Source organism: Pseudomonas sp. P5_109 (assembly GCF_034009455.1).
Classification (GTDB): Bacteria; Pseudomonadota; Gammaproteobacteria; order Pseudomonadales; family Pseudomonadaceae; genus Aquipseudomonas.
In genome coordinates, this window is the sequence record NZ_CP125380.1 from 1633552 (window position 1) to 1657178 (window position 23627).

Annotated in this window: 17 protein-coding genes; 9 read left to right on the forward strand and 8 right to left on the reverse strand. The window is 59.7% G+C overall.

Going from position 1 to position 23627, the window contains the following annotated elements; translation table 11 throughout:
* The first annotated feature begins 49 nt into the window (after nt 1-49).
* A complete protein-coding gene (locus QMK54_RS07280) occupies nt 50-1630 on the forward strand; it encodes an aldehyde dehydrogenase (NADP(+)) (protein WP_223591382.1) in 1581 nt (526 codons plus the stop codon).
* A gap of 139 nt (nt 1631-1769) precedes the next feature.
* On the opposite strand, the gene QMK54_RS07285 is transcribed toward QMK54_RS07280, so the two are convergent.
* Nucleotides 1770-2678 carry a DMT family transporter gene (locus QMK54_RS07285; RefSeq protein ID WP_223591380.1) on the reverse strand — a complete coding sequence of 303 codons (909 nt, stop codon included), beginning with the start codon at nt 2676-2678 and terminating at the stop codon, nt 1770-1772.
* A 159-nt stretch (nt 2679-2837) separates the two neighbouring features.
* On the opposite strand from QMK54_RS07285, the gene aceK reads away from it, so the two are divergent.
* From aceK to QMK54_RS07300, 3 genes are all read left to right on the forward strand, one after another.
* Complete coding sequence (aceK, locus tag QMK54_RS07290; protein ID WP_110662201.1) at nt 2838-4556, forward strand: bifunctional isocitrate dehydrogenase kinase/phosphatase; 1719 nt, start codon at nt 2838-2840, stop codon at nt 4554-4556.
* Between the two features lie 189 nt (nt 4557-4745).
* A complete protein-coding gene (gene hrpA / locus QMK54_RS07295; RefSeq protein WP_320402271.1) occupies nt 4746-8657 on the forward strand; it encodes an ATP-dependent RNA helicase HrpA in 3912 nt (1303 codons plus the stop codon).
* A 323-nt stretch (nt 8658-8980) separates the two neighbouring features.
* On the forward strand, nt 8981-10102 hold the full coding sequence (locus tag QMK54_RS07300; RefSeq protein WP_110660045.1) for a beta-ketoacyl-ACP synthase III: 1122 nt from the start codon (nt 8981-8983) through the stop codon (nt 10100-10102).
* A gap of 351 nt (nt 10103-10453) precedes the next feature.
* Here QMK54_RS07300 and QMK54_RS07305 read toward each other — a convergent pair whose 3' ends face one another.
* Nucleotides 10454-11785 (reverse strand): putative porin, encoded by a 1332-nt coding sequence (locus QMK54_RS07305; RefSeq protein ID WP_110660044.1) that lies wholly within the window; start codon nt 11783-11785, stop codon nt 10454-10456.
* A 280-nt stretch (nt 11786-12065) separates the two neighbouring features.
* Here QMK54_RS07305 and QMK54_RS07310 point away from each other — a divergent pair, with 280 nt between their 5' ends.
* Nucleotides 12066-13190 (forward strand): GNAT family N-acetyltransferase, encoded by a 1125-nt coding sequence (locus QMK54_RS07310; protein WP_110660047.1) that lies wholly within the window; start codon nt 12066-12068, stop codon nt 13188-13190.
* A gap of 11 nt (nt 13191-13201) precedes the next feature.
* On the opposite strand, the gene aqpZ is transcribed toward QMK54_RS07310, so the two are convergent.
* The 5 genes from aqpZ to QMK54_RS07335 form a co-directional block, all read right to left on the reverse strand.
* Nucleotides 13202-13900 (reverse strand): aquaporin Z, encoded by a 699-nt coding sequence (gene aqpZ / locus QMK54_RS07315; protein WP_110660043.1) that lies wholly within the window; start codon nt 13898-13900, stop codon nt 13202-13204.
* Between the two features lie 298 nt (nt 13901-14198).
* Nucleotides 14199-16031: an ABC transporter ATP-binding protein gene (locus QMK54_RS07320; RefSeq protein WP_110660042.1), complete on the reverse strand. Its 1833-nt coding sequence runs from the start codon at nt 16029-16031 to the stop codon at nt 14199-14201.
* Between the two features lie 93 nt (nt 16032-16124).
* Nucleotides 16125-16682 (reverse strand): peptidylprolyl isomerase, encoded by a 558-nt coding sequence (locus QMK54_RS07325; RefSeq protein WP_110660041.1) that lies wholly within the window; start codon nt 16680-16682, stop codon nt 16125-16127.
* Between the two features lie 3 nt (nt 16683-16685).
* Entirely contained in the window at nt 16686-17489 is an 804-nt protein-coding gene (locus QMK54_RS07330; protein WP_110660040.1) for an alpha/beta fold hydrolase, read from the reverse strand.
* Between the two features lie 14 nt (nt 17490-17503).
* A complete protein-coding gene (locus tag QMK54_RS07335; protein ID WP_007972479.1) occupies nt 17504-18427 on the reverse strand; it encodes a LysR family transcriptional regulator in 924 nt (307 codons plus the stop codon).
* Between the two features lie 49 nt (nt 18428-18476).
* On the opposite strand from QMK54_RS07335, the gene QMK54_RS07340 reads away from it, so the two are divergent.
* From QMK54_RS07340 to QMK54_RS07355, 4 genes are all read left to right on the forward strand, one after another.
* Complete coding sequence (locus QMK54_RS07340; protein ID WP_103394632.1) at nt 18477-18791, forward strand: 3-phosphoglycerate kinase; 315 nt, start codon at nt 18477-18479, stop codon at nt 18789-18791.
* A gap of 281 nt (nt 18792-19072) precedes the next feature.
* Nucleotides 19073-19672, forward strand: a complete 600-nt coding sequence (locus tag QMK54_RS07345) for an FMN-dependent NADH-azoreductase (RefSeq protein WP_046043697.1) — start codon at nt 19073-19075, stop codon at nt 19670-19672.
* A 354-nt stretch (nt 19673-20026) separates the two neighbouring features.
* The gene (locus QMK54_RS07350) at nt 20027-20893 is read left to right on the forward strand and encodes a carboxylate/amino acid/amine transporter (protein WP_320402272.1); all 867 of its coding nucleotides are present in this window, start codon (nt 20027-20029) and stop codon (nt 20891-20893) included.
* Between the two features lie 195 nt (nt 20894-21088).
* Nucleotides 21089-22567: a S41 family peptidase gene (locus QMK54_RS07355; RefSeq protein ID WP_320402273.1), complete on the forward strand. Its 1479-nt coding sequence runs from the start codon at nt 21089-21091 to the stop codon at nt 22565-22567.
* 50 nt (nt 22568-22617) lie between these two features.
* Here QMK54_RS07355 and QMK54_RS07360 read toward each other — a convergent pair whose 3' ends face one another.
* Nucleotides 22618-23505 carry a LysR family transcriptional regulator gene (locus QMK54_RS07360; RefSeq protein ID WP_320402274.1) on the reverse strand — a complete coding sequence of 296 codons (888 nt, stop codon included), beginning with the start codon at nt 23503-23505 and terminating at the stop codon, nt 22618-22620.
* Between the last annotated feature and the right edge of the window lie 122 nt (nt 23506-23627).

Below are 23627 nucleotides of genomic sequence, written 5' to 3' on the forward strand. Positions count from 1 at the left end.
TCGCCAGCAAGCCGGCTCCTACAGGTCTGCATTTGACCAAGGAGTCCATATGACCCAGTTTCTCGGACACAACTACATTGGCGGTCGCCGCAGTGCCAACGGCACGACGCAGCTGCAAAGCCTCGATGCAACGACGGGCGAAGCGCTCTCCGGATTCTTCATTCAGGCATCCGAAGCCGAAGTGGATGCCGCCGCCAAAGCCGCCGCCAGCGCTTACCCGGTTTATCGCAACCTCAGCGCTGAAAAGCGCGCAACGTTCCTCGATGCCATCGCCGATGAAATCGACGGGCTGGGCGATGAGTTCGTCGCCACCGTGTGCCGCGAAACCGCGTTGCCGGCCGGGCGTATTCAAGGTGAGCGCGCACGCACCAGCGGCCAGTTGCGCCTGTTCGCCAAGGTGCTGCGTCGCGGTGATTTCCATGGTGCGCGCATCGACCGCGCATTGCCGGATCGGCAGCCGTTGCCACGCCCGGATCTGCGTCAGTACCGCATCGGCCTGGGGCCGGTTGCAGTGTTCGGCGCCAGTAACTTCCCGCTGGCGTTTTCCACAGCCGGCGGCGATACCGCTTCGGCACTGGCCGCCGGTTGCCCGGTGGTGTTCAAGGCCCACAGCGGGCACATGGCAACCGCCGAGTGGGTGGCTGACGCGATCATCCGCGGCGCGGAAAAAACCGGCATGCCGGCCGGTGTGTTCAACATGATTTATGGCGGCGGTGTCGGCGAATGGCTGGTCAAGCATCCGGCGATTCAGGCGGTCGGCTTCACCGGCTCACTCAAAGGCGGCAATGCCCTGAGCCACATGGCTGCTAATCGGGCGCAGCCGATCCCGGTGTTCGCCGAGATGTCGAGCATCAACCCGGTGTTCCTGCTGCCCGAAGCCCTCAAGGTGCGTGGCGAGCAGATCGCGGCGCAATTGGCCGGCTCGGTCACCCTGGGCTGTGGCCAGTTCTGCACCAATCCGGGCTTGGTCATTGGTGTGCGCTCGCCGCAGTTCAGTTCTTTCCTTGAGACATTCTGCGCCCACATGAACCAGCAACCGGCGCAAACCATGCTCAACGCCGGCGCGCTGGTCAGCTACAGCCGGGGTCTTGGCGAACTGCACGAGCATCCGGGCCTGACCCATCTGGCGGGCCGGCCACAACAAGGCAATCAGGCTCAACCGCAGGTGTTCAAGGCCGATGTCAGCCTGTTGCTCAAGGGCGATGAGTTGTTGCAGGAGGAAGTGTTCGGGCCGACCACCATTGTCATTGAGGTCGAGGATCGGGCGCAGTTGGCGGCGGCGCTGCATGGCCTGCGCGGGCAATTGACGGCGACGTTGATCGGCGAGGCCGAAGAATTGCTGGAGTACCGCTGGCTGGCTGAGTTGCTCCAGGAGAAGGTCGGAAGGATCTTGCTCAATGGCTATCCGACCGGGGTCGAAGTCTGCGAGGCCATGGTGCATGGCGGGCCGTATCCGGCGACGTCTGACTCGCGGGGCACCTCGGTGGGCACCCTGGCGATCGATCGCTTCCTGCGGCCGGTGTGCTTCCAGAACTATCCGGATGCGTTGCTGCCCGAAGCGTTGCAGAACGGCAATCCGCTGGGAATTCGGCGGTTAGTGGATGGGGAGATGAGTGCTTCGGCCTTGTGATTGTCGGTGTCTGGGCTATCGCCTTCGCGAGCAAGCCCGCTCCCACACTGGATCTGTTGTGAACGCATAATTTGTGAACACTCTGATCAAATGTGGGAGCGGGCTTGCCCGCGAAGGCGTCATCCGACTCGCAACAACCCTACCGGTCAGCCACCAGGCCAGGTTTCACCGCAGCCGGCTTCAACACCAGCCACAACGCCAGCGCAATCAACATCCCGCCATAGACATGCGCCATTGACAGCGGCTCATCGAGAAACAGTCCCCCCCACAACACCCCGAACAGCGGGATCAGGAAAGTTGTGGTCATCGATTTCACCGGGCCAATGGAGCTCAGGAGCCGGAAGTAAATAATGTACGCAAACGCCGTGCATCCCAGACCCAAGCCCAGCAGCGATAGCCACACGCTCCAGCCGCCCCAACTCGCGGGTGGTTGGCTGATCACGCTGTAGCCGAACAGCGGTAGCAGGAACAACGTCGCGCCGAGCATGCTGCCCAGTGCCGACAAACGGCTGTCGAGGCCACCGGCCTGATCGAGCCAGCGCCGGGCGAGAAACCCCGCAAAGCCGTAGCAAGTGGTCGCGAGCAGGCAGGCAACGGCACCCATCAGCAGTGCCATATCGAACGCCACCGGACCGGCACGGGTCAGCACGCCCACACCGAACAGCCCCAGGAACACGCCGCCGAGCTTGGCGCCAGTGAGCTTTTCATGGAAAAACAGGCCGCCGATCAGCACGCCCATCAATGGCGTCGTGGCATTGAAAATCGACGAGTAACCGGCTGGTAGCACCTGCGCGGCCACCGAATAGAGCGTCGCCGGAATCCCGGAGTTGATCACCCCGAGCAGCATCACGGTTTTGAGTTTGCCCTTGAAATCCCAACTGATGCGCATCAGCCCGAGAATCACCAGCAGTCCGGCAGCGGCGATGGATACACGGAAAAACGCGGTTGGAATGCTGCCAATCACCGGGGCGATGATGCGCATGAACAGGAAACTCGCTCCCCAAATGGCCGCCAGGGACAGTAAACGGAAAATATCGACGGGGTTCACAACGCGGTCCTTCCTTGATGGAGGGGCGAAAGTGTTGCTGAGTGTGTGATCGATGGCAACCGAAAACCGGGCATTCAATTCGCCCGCAAAATTACGCTTCTCCTGCACCTGCTTCACTGGCTAAGCTCAGGGCTCCCGAATTCCCGCAGAGGTCTCACCATGCCGCAGCAATGGCCAGCCGCCGACATCGCCCGCTTGATCCTCGATGGCTTTGACGATTACCGCGAGCATTTTCGCCAGATCACCGACGGCGCCCGGGCCCGCTTCGAACAGGCCAAGTGGCAAGAGACACAATCGGCGTCGGCGGCGCGGATCAATCTGTACGAAGACAAAGTCGCTGAAACGGTGGCGCGCCTGCGCACCGCGTTTGACGCCGACACGCTGGACGTCAGCTGCTGGCCGCTGGTCAAGAGCGCCTATATCAGCCTGATCGACCTGCGCTTCGACGATGAACTGTCCGAGACCTGGTACAACTCGATCTTCTGCGGGCTGTTCAGCCACGACCTGATCAGCGATGGCTGCATGTTCATCCACACCACCCGGCCGAGCCTGCGCCGGGCCCGGGCCGCGCAAACCCGAACCTACAAGCCGCAGGGCCAATTGTCGGCCATGCTCGCCAGCATCTTCGCCGACTACCGCTTCAGCGAGGATTACGCCGACCTGTCCGGCGACCTGAAGCGCCTCGAAGCGCAACTGCGCGAGAACCTGCCGGACTGGGTATGCAAGGACCCGGAGCTGAGCGTCGAACTGTTTTCCTCGGTGCTCTACCGCAACAAGGGCGCGTACCTGGTCGGGCGCATCTACACCGCCGACGAGCAATGGCCGCTGGCGATTCCGCTGCTGCATCTCGAAGGCCGCGGCATCCAGATCGATGCGCTGATCACCGATGAGGCGGACGTGTCGATCATCTTCTCCTTCACCCGTTCGTATTTCATGGTGGATGTGCCGGTGCCGGCGGAGTTCATCGGTTTCCTGCGGCGTATCCTGCCGGGCAAGCACATTGCCGAGCTGTACACCTCGATCGGCTTCTACAAGCACGGCAAGTCGGAGTTCTACCGGGCGCTGATCAACCACCTGGCCAACACCGACGACCAGTTCATCATGGCCCCCGGTGTGCGCGGCATGGTCATGAGCGTGTTTACCCTGCCGGGTTTCAACACCGTGTTCAAAATCATCAAGGACCGTTTCTCGCCGTCGAAAAACGTCGACCGCGCCACGGTGATCGAAAAGTACCGTTTGGTGAAGAGTGTCGACCGCGTCGGGCGCATGGCCGATACCCAGGAGTTTGCCGATTTCCGTTTTCCCCTGAGCAAGTTCGATCCGGCATGCCTGGAGGAACTGCTGGAAGTTGCGCCGTCCACGGTCTCGGTGGAAGACGATACGGTGCTGATCCGCCACTGCTGGACAGAACGGCGCATGACCCCACTGAACCTCTACCTGGAGAACGCCAACGAGGCGCAGGTGCGAGAAGCCCTGGAAGACTACGGCCTGGCGATCAAGCAACTGGCGGCGGCCAACATCTTTCCCGGCGACATGCTGCTGAAGAACTTCGGCGTCACCCGTCATGGCCGCGTGGTGTTCTACGACTACGACGAGATCTGCTTCCTCACCGAGGCCAACTTCCGCCACATCCCGCAACCGCGCACCCCGGAAGACGAAATGGCTTCCGAACCGTGGTATTCGATCGGGCCGCTGGACGTGTTCCCGGAAGAGTTTCCGCCGTTCCTGTTTGCCGATTTCGGGCAGCGCAAGCTGTTCGATCAGTTGCATGGCGAGTTGTACAACGCCGATTACTGGAAAAGCCTGCAGGAAGCGATTCGGGGCGGCAAAGTGATCGATGTATTCCCGTATCGGCGTAAAGGCCTCGACAGCGAGTAGCACCGGTACGCATCCCTGTAGGAGCGAGCTTGCTCGCGATGGTCGTTAACGGTGACGCGGGAAACCTGACACCCCGTGGCGTTCTTGAGTTCATCGCGAGCAAGCTCGCTCCTACAAGGGATCTCGCTCAACCTTCAAATCTGCGACAATCGCCCCCCTGCGCCACTAGACGACTGAATTGCGTACCCGATGACCGACGAATCGCCCTCCATCGACAAACTGCTGAAAAACCTCGATCACGCCATGCTTGCCGACCGCCACCGGCTGCGGCGGCAGTTGCTTGAGCTGCGCAAGAAACCCGACGAGGCCAAGCTGGCCCAGTGGGTTGCGCGCATGCAGGCGTCCTGTGAGCAGGTGCTGGCGCGCCGCGCCAGCCTGCCGGTGATTCGTTACGACGACAGCCTGCCGATCGCCGCCAAGCGCGACGAAATCAAGAAGGCGCTGGAAAAGCACCAGGTGTTGATCATCGCCGGTGAAACCGGGTCGGGTAAAACCACCCAGTTACCGAAGATCTGCCTGGAAATCGGTCGCGGCCAGCACGGCTTGATCGGCCACACCCAACCGCGCCGGATCGCTGCGCGCAGCGTCGCCAGCCGGGTCGCCGAAGAGCTCGGCACGCCGCTGGGCGCGCTGGTCGGTTATCAGGTGCGTTTCGAGGATCAGAGCGATTCCAACACCCTGATCAAGCTGATGACCGATGGCATCCTGCTGGCGGAAACCCAGAACGACCGCTACCTGGAACGCTACGACACGATCATCGTCGACGAGGCCCACGAACGCAGCCTCAACATCGACTTCCTGCTCGGCTATCTGAAAACCCTGCTGCCGCGTCGTCCGGACCTGAAGGTCATCATTACTTCGGCAACCATCGATCTGGAGCGTTTCTCCAAGCATTTCGATGATGCGCCGATAGTCGAAGTTTCCGGGCGCACTTTTCCGGTGGACACCTGGTATCGCCCGCTGACCCTGGAGCAGGACGAAGAGGGCAACCGCGTCGAGGACGACCTGACAGTGGATCAGGCGATTCTCGCCACCCTTGATGAAATCGCCGCCTATGAGCGCAGCGAAGGCCGCAGTCCCGGTGACGTGCTGGTGTTCCTGCCCGGTGAGCGCGAGATTCGCGACGCCGCCGAAATGCTGCGCAAGGCCCAGCTCAAGCACACCGAAATCCTGCCGCTGTACGCACGGTTGTCGCCGGCCGAGCAGCAGCGGATTTTCCAGTCGCACCCGGGCCGTCGCGTGGTCCTGGCGACCAACGTCGCGGAAACCTCGCTGACCGTGCCGGGTATTCGCTACGTGATCGACAGCGGCACCGCGCGCATCAGCCGCTACAGCTACCGCGCCAAGGTTCAGCGGCTGCCGATCGAGGCGGTTTCCCAAGCCAGCGCCAACCAGCGTAAAGGTCGATGCGGGCGGGTCGAGCCGGGTATCTGCATCCGCCTCTACAGCGAGGAAGACTTCCTCGGGCGCCCGGAATTTACCGATCCCGAAATCTTGCGCACCAACCTCGCCGCCGTCATCTTGCAGATGTTGCATCTGCGCCTCGGCGAAGTCACCGAGTTCCCGTTCATCGAGCCGCCGGACGGCAAGGCCATCAGCGACGGTTACAACCTGCTGCAAGAACTCTCGGCGGTGGATCGCAACAGCCAGCTGACCCCGCTCGGTCGTCAACTGGCGCGACTGCCGGTGGACCCGCGCATGGGCCGCATGTTGCTGGAAGCGGCCAAGCTCGGCAGCTTGCAGGAAGTGCTGATCGTCGCCAGCGCGATGTCGATCCAGGACCCACGCGAGCGTCCGCCGGAGCGTCAGCAAGCGGCGGATCAAGCCCACGCCCAATGGAAAGACCCCGACTCGGACTTCGCCGGGCTGGTCAATCTGTGGCGCGGATTCGAGGAGCAGCGCCAGGCGCTGACCGCCAACCCGCTGCGCAACTGGTGCCGCAAGAATTTCCTGAATTACCTGCGCCTGCGCGAATGGCGCGATTCCCATCGCCAGCTGAGCCTGATCTGCCGCGACATGCAGTTGAGCCTCAATAAAGAGCCGGCGGACTATCCGAAACTGCACAAAGCGGTGCTGGTGGGCTTGCTCAGCCAGATCGGCCAGAAAACCGAAGAGGGTGATTACCTCGGTGCGCGTCAGCGGCGCTTCTGGATTCACCCGTCGTCGGGCATCGGCAAGAAGCGCCCGCAATGGCTGATGACCGCTGAACTGGTGGAAACCACCAAGCTCTACGCGCGGATGGTGGCGAAGATCGATGCCGACTGGATCGAGCCGCTGGCCGGGCACCTGATCAAGAAAAACCATTTCGAACCCCACTGGGAGAAGAAGCGCGGCCAGGTCGTGGCGTTCGAGCAGATCACCCTGTTCGGGCTGATCGTGGTCGGGCGCCGGCCGGTGCATTACGGCCCGGTGGACCCGGTGGTGTCGCGGGAACTGTTCATCCGCGAAGCGCTGGTGCGCGGTGAAATCCAGTCCAAGGCCAAGTGCCTGGCGGCCAACAAGCAGTTGCTGGAACAGCTCGACGAACTGGAAGCCAAGGCCCGTCGCCGCGACATCCTCGCCGACGAAGAAACCCTGTACGCCTTCTACGATGCGCGTCTGCCGCCGGAGATCCACCAGACCGCGACCTTCGACAGCTGGTACCGGATCAACAGCCAGAAAGACCCGCAACTGCTGATCATGCGCGAAGAGGACGTGCTGGCCCGCGAAGCCAGTGAAGTCACCGCCCAGCATTACCCGGACACCTTGCACATCGGCGATCTGGAATTGGCCCTCAGCTACCACTTCGAACCGAATCACCCGCGCGACGGCGTGACCCTGCGCGTGCCTGCACCGCTGTTGCCGATGCTGCCGCCGGAACGCCTGGAATGGCTGGTGCCGGGTGTCATCGAAGCCAAGTGCATTGCCCTGGTGCGCAACCTGCCCAAGGCCTTGCGCAAGAATTTCGTGCCGGTGCCGGACTTCGTCAAGGCGGCGTTGCAGCGCATGACCTTTGCCGAGGGCTCGCTGCCCCAGGCTTTAGGGCGCGAGCTGCTGCGCATGACCGGTGCGCGGGTCAGCGATGAAGCCTGGGCCGAGGCGGCGCAGCAGGTTGAAAGCCATCTGCGGATGAACCTGGAAATCGTCGACGCCCAGGGCAAGTTCCTCGGTGAAGGTCGCGACCTGGCGGAACTGACGGCGCGTTTCGCCGAGGCCAGCCAGGCGGCGTTGGCCGTGCCGCAAACCGCGAAGAGCCAGCAACCGGTGGAGCCGAAAGTGTTCGCCGCCGTGGCCGAGAAAACCCAACAGAAGATCGCCGGGCTGTCGATGACGGTCTATCCGGCGCTGGTGGAGGAGAGCGGTACGGTCAAGGAAGGGCGTTTCTCGACCCCGGCCGAGGCCGAGTTCCAGCATCGCCGTGCCTTGCAGCGCCTGCTGATGCAGCAACTGGCCGAGTCGGCGAAGTTCCTGCGTGGCAAGTTGCCGGGCCTGACTGAACTGGGCCTGCTGTATCGCGACATGGGGCGTGTCGATGCACTGGTGGAAGACATTCTGCTGGCCAGCCTCGACAGCTGCATTCTCGAAGGCGAAGACCCGCTGCCTCGCGATGGCGCCGGATTGGCGTCGCTGGCCGAGCGCAAACGTGGCGCCTGGACCGAGCACGCCGAGCGCGTGGCGAAGCTGACCCTGGAAGTCCTCAAACTCTGGCACGGCCTGCAAAAGCGCTTCAAGGGCAAGATCGATCTGGCACAAGCCGTGGCCTTGAACGACATCAAGCAGCAGCTCAGCCACCTGGTCTATCCGGGTTTTGTCCGGGAAACGCCGATGCAGTGGCTCAAGGAATTACCGCGTTACCTCAAGGCCATCGAGCAGCGTTTCGAGAAAATCGGTGCCCAAGTGCAGCGCGACCGGGTCTGGAGCGGCGAATTGTCCGGCCTGTGGACGCAGTACCAGACCCGCGCCAACAAACACGCCCAGGAAGGCAAGCGCGATCCGCAGCTGGAGTTGTATCGCTGGTGGCTGGAGGAGTATCGGGTTTCGCTGTTTGCGCAACAGTTGGGAACCAAAGTGCCGATCTCCGACAAACGCCTAAGCAAGCAGTGGAGTCAGGTAGAGCCCTGACACAATCCCTGTAGGAGCGAGCTTGCTCGCGATGGTCGTCAACGATAACGCTGGGAACCTGACACCCCACGGCGTTCTCTGGTTCATCGCGAGCAAGCTCGCTCCTACAAGTATTGCGTTGCTCTCGCAAAAGGCGCCAAAACCCAAGCTTTATGGCAAACTTCGCGACCATAAACGCCAGTTTCGCGACCTAGAGCCTTCGACCAGGTTGCGAGCAGGAATAAAGCGATGCCAGGTTTGCGTCCCCCGGATGGGAATAGACCCTTTGTGTATTGGTACGACGGTGCCAATGCTTTCTGCCTGAACAGATTAGAGACACGACCATGCATAACGTCGTCATCAGCGGCACCGGCCTGTACACCCCGGCCAACAGCATTTCCAACGAAGAGCTGGTGCAGTCTTTCAATGCTTACGTCGCGCAATTCAACGCCGACAACGCTGACGCCATCGCGCGCGGTGAAGTGCAAGCGTTGACCGAGTCCAGCGCAGCGTTCATCGAAAAAGCCTCCGGCATCAAGAGCCGCTTTGTCATGGACAAGGAAGGCATCCTCGACCCGCAACGCATGGCTCCGCGCCTGCCGGAACGTTCCAACGACGAATGGTCGGTGCTTTGCCAGATGGCCATCGGCGCGGCCGAGCAAGCCTTGCAACGCGCGGGCAAGACCGCTGCCGACATCGATGGCGTGATCGTCGCCTGCTCCAACCTGCAACGTGCCTACCCGGCCATTGCCATTGAAGTGCAGGAAGCGCTGGGTATCCAGGGTTTCGGTTTCGACATGAACGTGGCCTGTTCTTCGGCGACTTTCGGTATCCAGACCGCCGCCAACAGCGTGAAACTGGGCCAGGCCCGGGCGATCCTGATGGTCAACCCGGAAGTCTGCACTGGCCACCTGAACTTCCGTGACCGTGACAGCCACTTCATCTTCGGTGACGCTGCCACGGCGGTGATCATCGAGCGTGCTGACCTGGCGACGTCCAAGTTCCAGTTCGATATCGTCAGCACCAAGCTGCTGACCAAGTTCTCCAACAACATCCGCAACAACTTCGGCTTCCTCAACCGCGCGGCGCAAGAGGGCATCGGCGCCAAGGACAAACTGTTCGTGCAGGAAGGCCGCAAGGTGTTCAAGGAAGTCTGCCCGATGGTGGCCGAGCTGATCGCTGAGCATCTGCAGGAGAATCAGCTCAACGTCAGCGACGTGAAGCGCTTCTGGCTGCACCAGGCCAACCTCAGCATGAACCACCTGATCGTCAAGAAGCTGTTGGGCCGCGACGCCACCGAACAGGAAGCGCCGGTGATTCTCGACACCTACGCCAACACCAGCTCCGCCGGTTCCGTGATTGCCTTCCACAAGAACCAGGACGATCTGCCGGCCGGTTCGCTGGCTGTGCTCAGTTCGTTCGGTGCCGGTTATTCTATTGGTAGCGTGTTGCTGCGCAAGCGCTGAGCTTGAATAGACTGTCGCAGCAGATGAAAAAATCGCAGCCCAAGGCTGCGATTTTTTTTGCGGTGGGCTTTTGTGGCGAGGGGGCTTGCCCCCGTTCGACTACGCAGTAGTCGCAGGTCAGGTTGACGCGGTGCTCCAGGAAAATAGCAGTGGCTGGTTTTGGGATCGCTGCGCGATCCAACGGGGCGGTGCGGCGTTCCGACAAGCCCCCTCGCCACAAATGAACATTTTCAGGCGGGGATGTGAAAACAGACTCGCGTTGATGCATCGGAGGATGATGGGGACCGACACACCAACGCCAGGCTGTAAAAGGGGCTCAGGCATCCTTGCCAGAGTCGTATAGCGGGTGAGTCAGAACTTGGCTTCGGCATCCAGTTGCAGGGTGTTGATGTCCGAATCCTTCTTGTTGATGTTGGCGTTGGTCTGGTCCGAAGTCGCCATGAAGTAGGTCGCGCCCAGGGCAAAGTTCTTGTCCAGGTCGTAGCTCACTTTCAGCTTGCTGCCGCGTGAACCGGTGAAGCCGTTGGCGAAGTCGGAGTCGGTGAAGGCGCCAACCACTGCGTTACGCTGCACGTCGCGGTAGTTGTAGTCCAGGTTGAAGCCATAGATCTTCGACTTCACACCGGCCAGCCAGCCAGTGTCCTGGTCGTTGCTGGCATCGGTGTTGTTGACGTACTGACCGTAGATCGACAGCGGAACTGGCAGGTTGCTGAAGTCCAGCTGGCCAAAGCCTTCGTACAGTTTGAACTGTTCGCCCGGGCTGTTGCCGTTGACGGCCAGTGCGCATGGCGCGGTGACTGTGCCGCTGGTAGGGCAGGCGCTGCTGTCGTCGTTGTCGTAGGCGTAGAGACTGCCGCCCAAGGTCATTTTCATGCTGTCGGTGATGGCGAAGCGCGCACCCAACTGGCCGGCGTACAGGCGCAGGTCGTGCTTGAACTGCACGCCTTCGCCGTCGACGTTGTCCTTGAGGGTGTAGTGACCGGCGCTACCGAACAACTCGGTGCTGCCGCTCAGCGGGTACTTGTAAGTAACGGCCAGACCTTCCGGGTTGATGTCGCTATCCCAGATGATGTCGCCCATGCTCACCCATTGTTGCGGCATCTTGCCGCCAACCAGGTGCAGGTTCTTGATCGCGTCCGGGTGGTAGTCGATGTAACCCTGGTCCAGCCAGATCTGCTTCTTGTCGAAGTAGTTGTTCAGGTCCTGGTTGGTCGAGCGAGCGTCGTCGTTGCTGCCGGTGGCGATACGGATACCGGTGTCGACCTGCGGGTTGATTTCGCTGTAGGCACCCAGGCGGGCACGAATGCGCTGGCGGTCCTGGTCCTTGTTGTTCGGCACGCCATCGTTGTGGACGTTTTCCTGACGGAAGCGCACGTCGCCCTTGAATTGGGTCTTTGCCGCCCAGGCAAGCTTCTGGTCGAAAGCGCTCAGTGTGTCGGTTTTCTTCGCGGTGGCCGCGATTTGCTCGTTGGTCTCTTGCTGAGCCTGACGGGCGATCTGCTGGTCTTTCTGATCCCTGGCCAGCTCGGCTTGCAGTTCGCTGTACTGCGCGTTGGTGATCGAGCCGTTAGCCTTGAGCATGTCGAGCAGTTTGGCGTCGACTGCGGCACTGGCCGGAACACTCATGGCCAGCAACAGGCCACCGCACAAGGCCGCCGCAGTTTTCGTGGAAGCAAGACGCATATCAATCTCCGAAGATGAGAGGGGATGACAGAGCCATCCGGGACACAACCGACCATAAGGGGCGGAAAACTGTGGCCGGGTATAACCCGGCGCTCTAAAAACAGGCGCCAGTATCGCGATGGTTTATTACAGAGCAGTGGCAATGTGATGTCATGTCGATGACGATACAAAGTCGCCCTGAACTATTGAGTTAGAGCACTGTCGTCGAATTGACCGTGTGCAAAGGAGTGCGATCGGCGATACTCGCGGGGCTTTCACGCCATGAAGAGTGAGGATGGTGATGCCGTTGCAACGCCTGCAAAAACTGTCAGAAATCGCCCCGCAGACGTGGGACGCACTGGTGCCCGAGACTCAGCCTTTTCTGCGTCACGCTTTTTTGAGCGCACTGGAAGACAGCGGCAGCGTCGGCCCTCATACCGGCTGGCAGCCCGAGCATTTGCTGCACGTTGAAGGTGACCGCCTGATCGCCGCGCTGCCGGGTTATCGCAAGTGGCATTCCTACGGCGAGTACGTGTTCGATCACGCCTGGGCCGATGCCTGCGAACGCGCCGGCATCGATTACTACCCCAAACTGTTGAGTGCCGTGCCGTTCAGTCCGGTCACCGGGCCGCGACTGTTGGCGGCCACGGTCGAAGACGGTTTCGAGTTGTTGAAAAGCCTGCCGGGCTACCTTGAGCTTGAAGGGCTGTCCAGCGCGCACATCAACTTCACCGATCCGTTCACCGACGCGGCCTTGAGCGAGCAGCCGGGCTGGCTGCAGCGCGTGGGCTGTCAGTATCACTGGCAGAATCGTGGCTACCGGGATTTCCAGGACTTCCTCGACGTGCTCAGTTCGCGCAAGCGCAAACAGATGCGCAAGGAGCGCGAGCAGGTGGCCGGGCAGGGCTTCGAGTTCGAATGGCTGGAGGGGCGGGAACTGAGCCAGGCGCAATGGGACTTCGTCTACGCCTGCTACGCCAATACCTATGCGGTGCGCCGGCAAGCGCCGTACCTGACACGGGAGTTTTTCAGCCTATTGGCCGAACGCATGCCGGAATCGATTCGCGTGGTGCTGGCCAAACAGGGTTCACGGCCGGTGGCGATGGCGTTCAGCCTGGTGGGGGGCGACAGCTTTTATGGCCGTTACTGGGGATGCCTGGCGGAGTTCGATCGCCTGCATTTCGAGACCTGTTTCTATCAGGGCATGGACTACGCCATCGCCAACGGTTTCCGGCGTTTCGATGCCGGGGCCCAGGGTGAGCACAAATTGATTCGCGGATTCGAGCCAGTCATTACCCATTCCTGGCACTACTTGCGGCATCCGGGATTGAAGGCGGCGGTGAAAGACTTTCTGGAGCAGGAGCGGTTGGGAGTGCTGGCGTATGCAGAGGAGGCGAAGTCAGCCTTGCCTTATCGACAAGGCTGATCTTCAGCGTTTCAGCTTTCTTCCTTGCCCAGCCAGCGATACAGCACGCCGCCGACCACTGCACCGAGTAGCGGTGCGACCCAGAACATCCACAGTTGTTGAATCGCCCAGCCGCCGACGATCAGCGCCGGGCCGGTGCTGCGCGCCGGGTTGACCGAGGTGTTGGTGACCGGGATAGAGATCAGGTGGATGAGCGTCAGCCCCAGGCCGATGGCAATCGGTGCCAGGCCAGCCGGTGCACGTTTATCGGTGGCGCCGAGGATGATCAGGATGAACATTGCGGTCATCACCAGTTCAGTGACAAACCCTGATGCCATCGAATAACCACCGGGTGAGTGTTCGCCATAGCCGTTGGACGCCAGGCCGCCGGCCAGTTCGAACCCGGGTTTGCCGCTGGCAATGAAATACAGCAGGGCGGCTGCAATCACGCCGCCAATGACCTGGGCAACGACGTAGGCCGGCAATTCACTGGCCGGAAACCGCCCACCCACCACCAGGCCGAGGGACACCGCAGGGTTGAGATGACAACCGGAAATATGGCCGATGGCGAAAGCCATGGTCAGCACTGTCAGGCCAAACGCGAATGACACCCCGAGAAGACCGATCCCCACATCCGGAAAAGCAGCTGCCAACACCGCACTGCCGCAACCACCCAACACCAGCCAGAACGTACCTACCAACTCTGTAGCCGAACGTTTTAACAGAGACATAGAGAGTGCCCTTTCGAGATTATGCTGCCTTGTGCATCCAGCCGATGGACTGCAGAACCACCTCCAGAACGTTGAAGTGAGTACAGCACGGTTTTTTCAGAATTCCAGTGAGCAAAAAAAACCGCCAGGACCCGTGTTTGACAGGCTCTGGCGGTTTTTTATGATCTTCCTGCGTCACTTGACCTCGTGTGGGAGCGGGCTTGCCCGCGAAGGCGGCGGGTCATTCAACATTGATGTCGACTGACACGGCCTATTCGCGAGCAAGCCCGCTCCCACAGGTTTTGTGGTCGCCGCAAACTCAATCGATCCCGACAAACCCACCGGTCTGGTGTTGCCACAACCGTGCATACAGACCGCCATGGGCGAGCAGTTCGGCGTGGGTTCCGGTTTCGGCGATCTTGCCGTCTTCCAGCACCACCAGCCGGTCCATCCGGGCGATGGTCGAGAGCCGGTGAGCGATGGCGATCACGGTTTTGCCCTGCATCAGGGTTTCCAGGCTTTCCTGGATCGCCGCTTCGACTTCCGAATCCAGTGCCGAGGTGGCCTCGTCCATGATCAGGATCGGTGCGTCCTTGAGCAACACGCGGGCAATGGCGATGCGCTGGCGCTGGCCGCCGGAAAGTTTCACCCCGCGTTCGCCAACGTGGGCATCGAAACCGGTGCGACCTTCAGCGTCCGACAGTGAAGGAATGAAACCGTCAGCCCGGGCCTTGTGCACCGCTTCCCAGAGTTGCGCGTCGGTGGCATCGGGCTTGCCATACAGCAGGTTGTCACGGATCGAGCGGTGCAGCAGCGAGGTGTCCTGGGTGATCATGCCGATGCGTTCGCGCAGGCTTTCCTGGCTGACGTCCGCGATGTTCTGGCCATCAACCAGGATGCGTCCGCCTTCGACGTCGTACAGGCGAAGCAGCAGGTTGACCAGGGTCGATTTGCCGGCACCGGACGGGCCGATCAGGCCGATTTTCTCGCCAGCCTTGATGGTCAGGTTGAGGTCGCCAATGATCCCGCTCTGCTTGCCGTAGTGGAAATCCACTTGTTCGAAGCGCACTTCGCCACGGGCCACCGCCAGGGGTTTGGCCTGGTCGCGGTCGGTGACGCTGACCGGTTGCGAGATGGTCTGCAGGCCGTCCTGGACCATGCCGATGTTTTCGAAGATGCCGGTCACCACCCACATGATCCAGCCGGACATGTTGACGATGCGGATTACCAGGCCGGTGGCCAGGGCAATCGCCCCTACGCTGATCAGCGACTGCGTCCACAACCACAGGGCCAGGCCGGTGGTGCAGACGATCAGCAGGCCGTTCATGCTGGTGATGACCACGTCCATGCTGGTGACCACACGGCCGGCCAGTTGGGCTTTTTCGGTCTGTTCCTTGATCGCTTCGCGGGCGTACTGCTGCTCGAAGTTGGTATGGGCGAACAGCTTCAGGGTGGTGATGTTGGTGTAGCCGTCGACAATCCGCCCCATGAGTTTGGAGCGCGCATCGGACGCCACCACCGAGCGATCCTTGACCCGTGGCACGAAATAGCAAAGGGCGCCGATGAAGGAGAAGATCCACGTCAGCAGCGGGATCATCAGGCGCCAGTCGGCTTCGGCGAACAGCACCAGGGAACTGATGGCATAGATCAGCACATGCCACAACGCATCCACGGCTTGCACGGCGGAATCGCGCAGCGAGTTACCGGTTTGCATGATGCGCTGGGCGATGCGCCCGGCGAAGTCGTTCTGGAAGAAATTCAGGCTCTGCTTGAGCACGTAGCTGTGGTTCTGCCAGCGGATCATGCTGGTCATGCTGGGGCTCAGGGTCTGGTGCACCAGCAGGTCATGCAAGCCCACGAATATCGGGCGCAACACCAGTGCAACCACCACCATCCAGGTCAGTTCGAGGGCATGGTCCTTGAACAGATTGACGTTCGGCGTGCCCTGGGCCAGGTCGATGATGCGGCTCAGGTAGCTGAACAACGCCACCTCGATCAAGGCACCAATCAGGCCGACGAACAGCAGGGCGGCAAAGCTCGGCCAGACCTGCTTGAGGTAATAGGTATAAAAAGGGAAAACCCGGTCCGGCGGAGACGCCGTCGGTGCTTCACGGAAAACATCGATCAGTTTTTCAAAACGGCGATAAAGCATGTTGTTTTCGCCCGCGAACGGGCTCTCCTTTAAACGGTTTGAGCGTTGCCGGCAAAGCCGGCAACGGCTCGGACATCCTTGTCCAGCTTAGTCTCAGTCGATGCGCTTGGCCGACTTGATGAAGACCGGGTCGGCCGGCACGTCCTTCATGCCGCTGCGAACGGTGGTTGGCGAATTGACGATGATGTCGACCACGTCCATGCCTTTGACCACTTTGCCGAATACCGCATAGCCGTCGCCGCTATCCAGGAAGTCGTTGTCCTTGACGTTGATGAAGAACTGACTTGTCGCCGAGTCAGGATCAGAGGTACGGGCCATCGATAAGGTGCCACGCACGTTGACGAGGCCGTTCTTGTGCTCGTTCTTGATCGGTTCTTTGGTTTCTTTTTGTTGCATCTGTTGGGTGAAACCGCCGCCCTGAACCATAAAGCCTGGGATCACACGGTGGAAAATTGTGTTGTTGTAAAAACCACTGTCCACATATTGAAGAAAGTTCTTGGTACTGATCGGCGCCTTGACCGGGTCCAGTTCGATTTCGATCTGGCCGTTGGTGGTGTCCAGCAGCACATGCGGGGCCTTTTCCGGCGTCGCGGCCATCAGGTTGGCGGCAAACAGGACGGAGCCTGCGGCGAGGGCGATTTTTTTCAGCATGGGTCAGTGATCCTGAGTGGTGGTGTCGACTGCGGTCAGAAACTCTAGCAGTGTTTGGTTGAAGTGTTCAGGCTGGTCCAGCGGCGTGGCGTGGCGTGAATCGGCGATCACTACCAGCCGCGCATCGGGCAGCAGTTTTACGTAGTTTTCCTTCAGCGCCACTGGTGTGTAGTCACGGTCGGCGCTGACGATGAGGGTTGGACAGGTAACCTTCGAAAGTCGTTCCTGGACCCCCCAGCCTACAATGGCATTGAAGCTGGCGAGATAAGCATGTTTGTCGTTTTTTGCCCAGCGATCGGTCATTTTTTGTCGCAAGTCGGCCTGCTCGGGTTTTGGAAACAATTTGCCACCCAAGGCTTTGCCGATGGTGCGCAGGCTGAGTGCGTGCATCAGGCTCCAGCGCTTGAACCACTGCCAGTAATCGTCGCGGCTGCGCAGTTTGACCTCGGGCGCGCTATTGACGATGCACAGGCTCTTGAGCAGTTGCGGCTGATCAACGCCCAGTTGAAAGCCGATCATGCCGCCCATGGACAGGCCGACATAGTGTGCCGGGCCGAGATTGAGGTGCTCGATCAGTGCGATCAGGTCAGCGCTGAATCCGGCAATGCTGTAGCGCTCCCGGGGCTTGTCCGAACGGCCGTGGCCGCGGACATCCGGGACGATCACCCGATAGCGGGTGGCCAGGGCCGGGATCTGTTTTTCCCAGTCCAGCGTACTGGAACCGAGACCGTGGACCAGCAGCAGCGGCGTGCCGTGGCCATATTCCTCATAGTGCAGGTTACAACCTTCGTGTTCGAAATAGGCCATGCATACACTCCGTGTCAGGCTTGTTCGGGGGCGGCGAACGGTGCGTCCAGTGGTGCGGTGTCGAACGTTCGCAGCAGTTCGATGAGAATCTGCGTGGCCGGCCCGAGCGGTTTGTCCTTGTTCGAATACAGGTAAAAGCTCGGGTTGCGGCTACCGCCCTGGTCCAACGGTAGCAGCTTGAGCGTACCTTCCTTGAGTTCCCGTTCGATCAGGTGCCGAGGCAGCCACGCAAATCCCAGGCCGCTGCTGACAAAGGTTGCGGCGGTGGCCAGGCTGCCGACGGTCCAGCGCTGTTCCGCACCGAGCCAGCCGACGTCCCGTGGTTGCTGGCGCCCCGAGTCGCGGATCACCACTTGCATCTGGCTTTCCAGGTCCTGGAAGCTCAGTTCGCGGTTGAGGCGGTGCAGGGGATGCTCTGGATGGGCGACCGCGACGAACTCGACGTCGCTCAATTCCGCGCCCAGGTAACCGGGAATACTGAACCCGGTGATGGCCAGGTCGGCCACGCCTTCGAGCAGGACTTCCTCTACTCCCGACAATACTTCCTCGCGCAGGCGCACCCGGCAGCCACGGCTTTGCGGCATGAACGCGGTCAAGGCGCGCACGAGGCGGGCGCTTGGGTAAGCGGCATCGACCACCAGGCGCACTTCGGCTTCCCAGCCCTGTTCCATGTGATGGGCCAGGTCTTCGAGTTGACTGGCCTGTTTGACCAGTTGCCGGGAACGGCGCAACAGCACGCCGCCGGCTTCGGTCAGCACGGCTTTGCGTCCGTCGATGCGCAGTAATGGCACACCGAGCTGATCCTGCATGCGTGCCACGGTGTAGCTGACCGACGATTGCGAGCGATGCAGCGCCTCGGCGGCCTGGGCGAAACCACCGTGATCGACCACCGCTTGCAGCGTTCGCCATTGATCAAGGGTCACGCGGGGCGCTTTCATGTTGAGCTCCTCTTGTCCTAAGCTGGCAGCCCTTACTGGAGGCTGCTGAATGAAAAAATTCTGTTGTGTGCTGCTGGCGCTGCTGCCGCTGACGGCTTTTGCTTATCCGATTGATGTGCAGAAGAACCTCAACGGAATGAAGATCGACTACGAAACCTTCGACACCGATAGCGATATCGGCTCCATCAGGGTCGCCAACTACGGCGACGTCGATGCGAGCTGCAAGGCGGTTTTCAGCAATGGCCCGGAAGCACCCCGCACCCGCAAGATCGATGTGCCGGCCGGAAAACACAAAAACGCCACCGCCAAATTCAGCCGCAACATCATCAAATTGCGCATCGAGCTGACCTGCACCCCGAAATAACCTCGATCCCCTGTGGGAGCGGGCTTGTGGTGAGGGGGCTTGCCCCCGTTGGGCTGCGAAGCAGCCCCAAAACCTCTGGTGCACCGAAGATCTTGTGAGTGCTGCGCACTTAAACGGGGGCAAGCCCCCTCGCCACAGGTCCCACTCCCACAGGGGCATGGTTTGCTTATAAACGAATTTATTGATGGGTTATAGCAGTTATTTGCGCTTTTTCATCGATATGACTCTGTTTAACCTTCACTCCATCGACTTACAGCATTCTCAGATGGAGGCTACATCCCATGTCCCGCGTTCTGATCATCGAAAGCAGTGCCCGCCAGCAAGACTCGGTTTCCCGTCAACTGACCCAGACGTTTATCAGTCAGTGGAAAGCCGCTCACCCGAATGACCAGATCACCGTTCGGGACCTGGCTGTCAAACCGGTGCCGCACCTGGACATCAACCTGCTGGGTGGCTGGATGAAACCCGCCGAGCAGCGCAGCGACATCGAACAGGCGTCGCTGGAACGCTCCAACCAGTTGACCGACGAATTGCTCGCCGCCGATGTACTGGTCATGGCCGCGCCGATGTACAACTTTGCGATCCCCAGCACCCTGAAAGCCTGGCTCGACCATGTGCTGCGTGCCGGCGTCACCTTCAAGTACACCGAAACCGGTCCGCAAGGCCTGCTCAGCGGCAAGCGCGCCTATGTGCTGACGGCCCGCGGCGGCATCTATGCCGGCAGCACCGCCGATCACCAGGAACCGTACCTGCGTCAGGTCATGGGCTTCATCGGTATCCACGACGTGACGTTCATCCACGCCGAAGGCATGAACCTGGGCGGTGATTTCCAGGAGAAAGGCCTGAACCAGGCGAACGCCAAGCTTTCGCAAGTGGCCTGAGCCGTTAATCGCCAGATAATCGCTGGATGGTCTAGTGACCTGGCGCACACCCTTCAAGCCTGTACGCGCATCGAACCTCCCTTCGCACTTGTTGCTCCTGAGTGCTCTGGCCCGATTGAACGCTTTAGCGAGATCGGGCTTTTTTTTGCCTGCGATTCTGCCATCACCCAAGAACCCTGTGGGAGCGGGCTTGCTCGCGAAAGCGGTATGTCATCCAACATTTATGTCGACTGACACTCCCTCTTCGCGAGCAAGCCCGCTCCCACAGGTTATAGCGCCCTTTCCGACAGCTTTCAGGGATCGCGGTACAAGGCAAAACCCGCTATCGTCGCCGCCATTCGAAATGAGGCGAGCATGGGCTATCTACTTTTTGTCACGCTGATCCAGGCGTTTTCCTTCAGTTTGATCGGCGAATACCTGGCCGGTCACGTCGACAGTTATTTCGCGGTGCTGGTGCGTGTGCTGTTGGCCGGGCTGGTGTTCATTCCACTGACCCGCTGGCGCTCGGTGGAACCGGCGTTCATGCGCGGCATGCTGCTGATCGGCGCGTTGCAGTTCGGCGTGACTTACGTCTGCCTGTACCTGAGCTTCCGCGTACTGACGGTGCCGGAAGTGCTGCTATTCACCATCCTCACGCCGTTGCACGTGACCCTGATCGAAGACGCGCTCAATCGTCGCTTCAATCCCTGGGCCCTGGTGGCGGCGCTGGTGGCGGTGGCGGGCGCTGCGGTGATTCGTTTTGACCGGATCAACCCGGACTTCTTCATGGGTTTCCTGTTGCTACAACTGGCCAACTTCACCTTCGCCGCCGGGCAGGTGCTCTATAAACACCTGGTCGCCCGCCACCCGAGCGACCTGCCGCATTTCCGACGTTTCGGCTACTTCTACCTCGGCGCCCTGGCCGTGGTATTGCCGGCGTTCCTGCTGTTCGGCAAACAGAACTTCCTGCCCGAAGCACCGCTGCAATGGGGCGTATTGCTATTCCTCGGCCTGGTCTCGACCGCATTGGGGCTCTACTGGTGGAACAAAGGTGCGTGCATGGTCAGCGGCGGGACCCTGGCGGCGATGAATAACCTGCATGTGCCGGTGGGGTTGCTGATCAATTTGCTGATCTGGAACCAGCATGAGGAACTGGGGCGCTTGTTGCTCGGCGGTTCGGTGATTTTTCTGGCAGTGTGGATCAGTCGGTTGGGCATCAGTCCCGTCACGAGATCTGTGTAGGAGCTGGCGCAGACTGCGATCTTTTGATTTTAAAAGTCAAAAGATCGCAGCTACAGCGGATGGCCTGACAAGCAGATGCTCTGCCTGTGGGGTTGCTTGGCTGGTATTGGCTAGCAGCGAGCGTTGGCGTATTGGTGCGCAATAATCAGATGACATCTATGTGACCATCATCTGTCTGGTTTTTTTGGTGTTTAAATGACTTGTAATGCTGATGTGTTTCTCTTGAGACGTTTATGCTTAACACTTTTTATGCTTGTTGTTTTACCGCCTTTGGTGTTGGCTGATGAGGCGAATACAAAACATTGGAGGGATCTAACTGTCAATGACCTTTCTGTCATCCGGCAACTGATAATTACTTCTCATCCAGGCGCTATAGAGAGTGATAATGAGTCTTTTATAGAGTGGGTTGAGCGGGGTTATTTGCAAGCAAGTCAGTTGTCCAAACGCGTCAGCTCAAGGAAAGACTCGCAAGCCATGCTTAATTTTTACATTGCGGGCTTCAAGGATGGACACGTAGGGATGAATCAACCTGATAAAGGCAAATCTTCCTGGGCAGGTTTCATTTTGGATATGCGAGGTCAGAGTTTCATTGTAAAACAGGTCGCTAAAAGTTGGCCTATACCATTGCCGCCGATTGATTCCAAGGTTCTGTCGTGTGATAGCAAGTCAGTCCGCGAGATACTAGAGAGCGAAATATCCCCTTATATTGATCGTAGGCTTAATCTGAAGTCGACCTGGTTGCATTTGGCTAAGCAGTTAACTGTCGATGATGCCAACTATCCTGTGCTGGCGAGAGTCTTGTCAAAAAGCTGTTTGGTTGAACTCCCAAATGGAGCAAGACAAAGCTTTACTTTATTATGGCAAGAAGATCGCGGGCAATTGGAAGCTTTCCTGCGCCAGCCTCAACCGGTCCAGGCTCTCCACGATTTGGGGGACGGTCGATATTGGATACATGTATCAGACTTCATGCCATCAGCAGCCGAGAATGCGGCCCTCGATGTAATGCTCGAGTCCATCAAGAGTATCAATGACGCCAAGTGGGTTGTGCTTGATACACGAGGCAATCGCGGTGGTAACAGTTTAGTGGGGGCTGAAATACTTTCTGCTCTGTTAGGCTCGAAATTGGTAAAAAGCCTGGATGTGCCATCTCGTGCGTATGCGATGTGGCGAGTTTCTCCTTTTGCACTCTCAACGCTCAATAAAGCTGTCGCTACCATGGAAGGCGACTATGGGAGAAATAGTGAGGCTTATAAATTTGTTTTTAGTTTGACCAGGTCGATGGAACTCGCACTTCACGAAAAGAAAGACTGGTTGCGTCAGCCCAATACTTCCTTGGTCGAGCAAGAGGGCTCGAGAGGAGTCAATGCCCAAGGTTTTAAAGGTAAGCTTGCGCTGGTTACTGATTCATTTTGCGCGAGTGCCTGTCTCGACTTTGCGGACGTCGTTCTTGCTGTTCCAGGGGTTGTCCATTTGGGTTTACCAACGAGCGCCGATACGCTTTATATTGATATAGGCGCTCAAACACTGCCGAGTGGCGCCGAGTTCTGGTTGCCGTTAAAGGTATGGAGAGGCCGAACGCGAGGAAATAATAAAAGTTATGATCCGCAATTTGTTTTTAATGGCGATATAAATGATACAGCGGCAGTTCAAAAGTGGGTTCTTGATCAGTTGTGATCAGATCAACGCCATTCCCCGTGCACAAGGGATTGCGTGATCTCCGAAAATCACTTCGGCGCCAGTTGCCCCACCAGAAACTCGATAAACACGCGAGTCTTCTGCGGCACCCGCCGTGCTGATGAATACACCGCGTTGATGGTGATCGCCGGGGCCTGCCATTCGCACAGCACCGGCACCAGTCGCCCGGCCGCCAGCGCATCCTCGACGATGAAGTCGGGCAGCAAGGCGATACCCATGCCGGCTTCGGCGGCCTGGGCGAGCAGGTCGCCGTTGTTGGCGTGCAGTGGGCCGGTGACGTTCACTCGCTGGGTTTCCTGGCCATTGCACAGTTGCAGGCTGACACCGCTCTGCAGATACCCGTAGTTCAGGCATTGATGGGCGCGCAGATCCTGCGGCGTCTGCGGAACGCCCGCGCGTTCGAGATAGGCAGGGGACGCCACCATGATGCGCGGCGCGGGTGCCAGTTGCCGGGCGATCATGGTCGAGTCCGGCAGGCTGGCGATACGAATGGTCACGTCAAAGCCGCCGCGCACCGGGTCGACCTGCTGGTCGCTGAGCACCAGTTGCAGCTCGATGTTCGGGTGCTGCTCGTAAAACAGCGGAATCAACGGTCCCAGTCGCCGTAGCCCGAACGACATCGGCGCATTGACCCGCAACACCCCGCGCAACTCGCCGATGCCGTCTCGGGCGCGTTGTTCGGCCTCATCGAGGGTTGCCAACACTTCACGCGCCGCCTCGAAATACTCGGCCCCGGCTTCAGTCAGGTGCAGGCTGCGGGTGGTGCGTTGCAGCAATTGCACGCCGATGGCGTCTTCCAGCGCCTGAATCTGTTTGCTGACTTTCGAGCGCGGCACGTCCATGGCCCGGGCAGCCGCCGCAAAGCCGTTTTCGCCGACCGTGACGACGAAGGCGCGCATGCATTCAATGCGGTCCATGATTGTCCCTTTTATAGAATCAATGATTCTCGATTTTAGGTAATTGTCCCTTTTATCGCTAGCCCCTAAAGTGACATCCAAGCCGACAACAACGCCGGTGAAGGCATCGTCGACTAACCCCT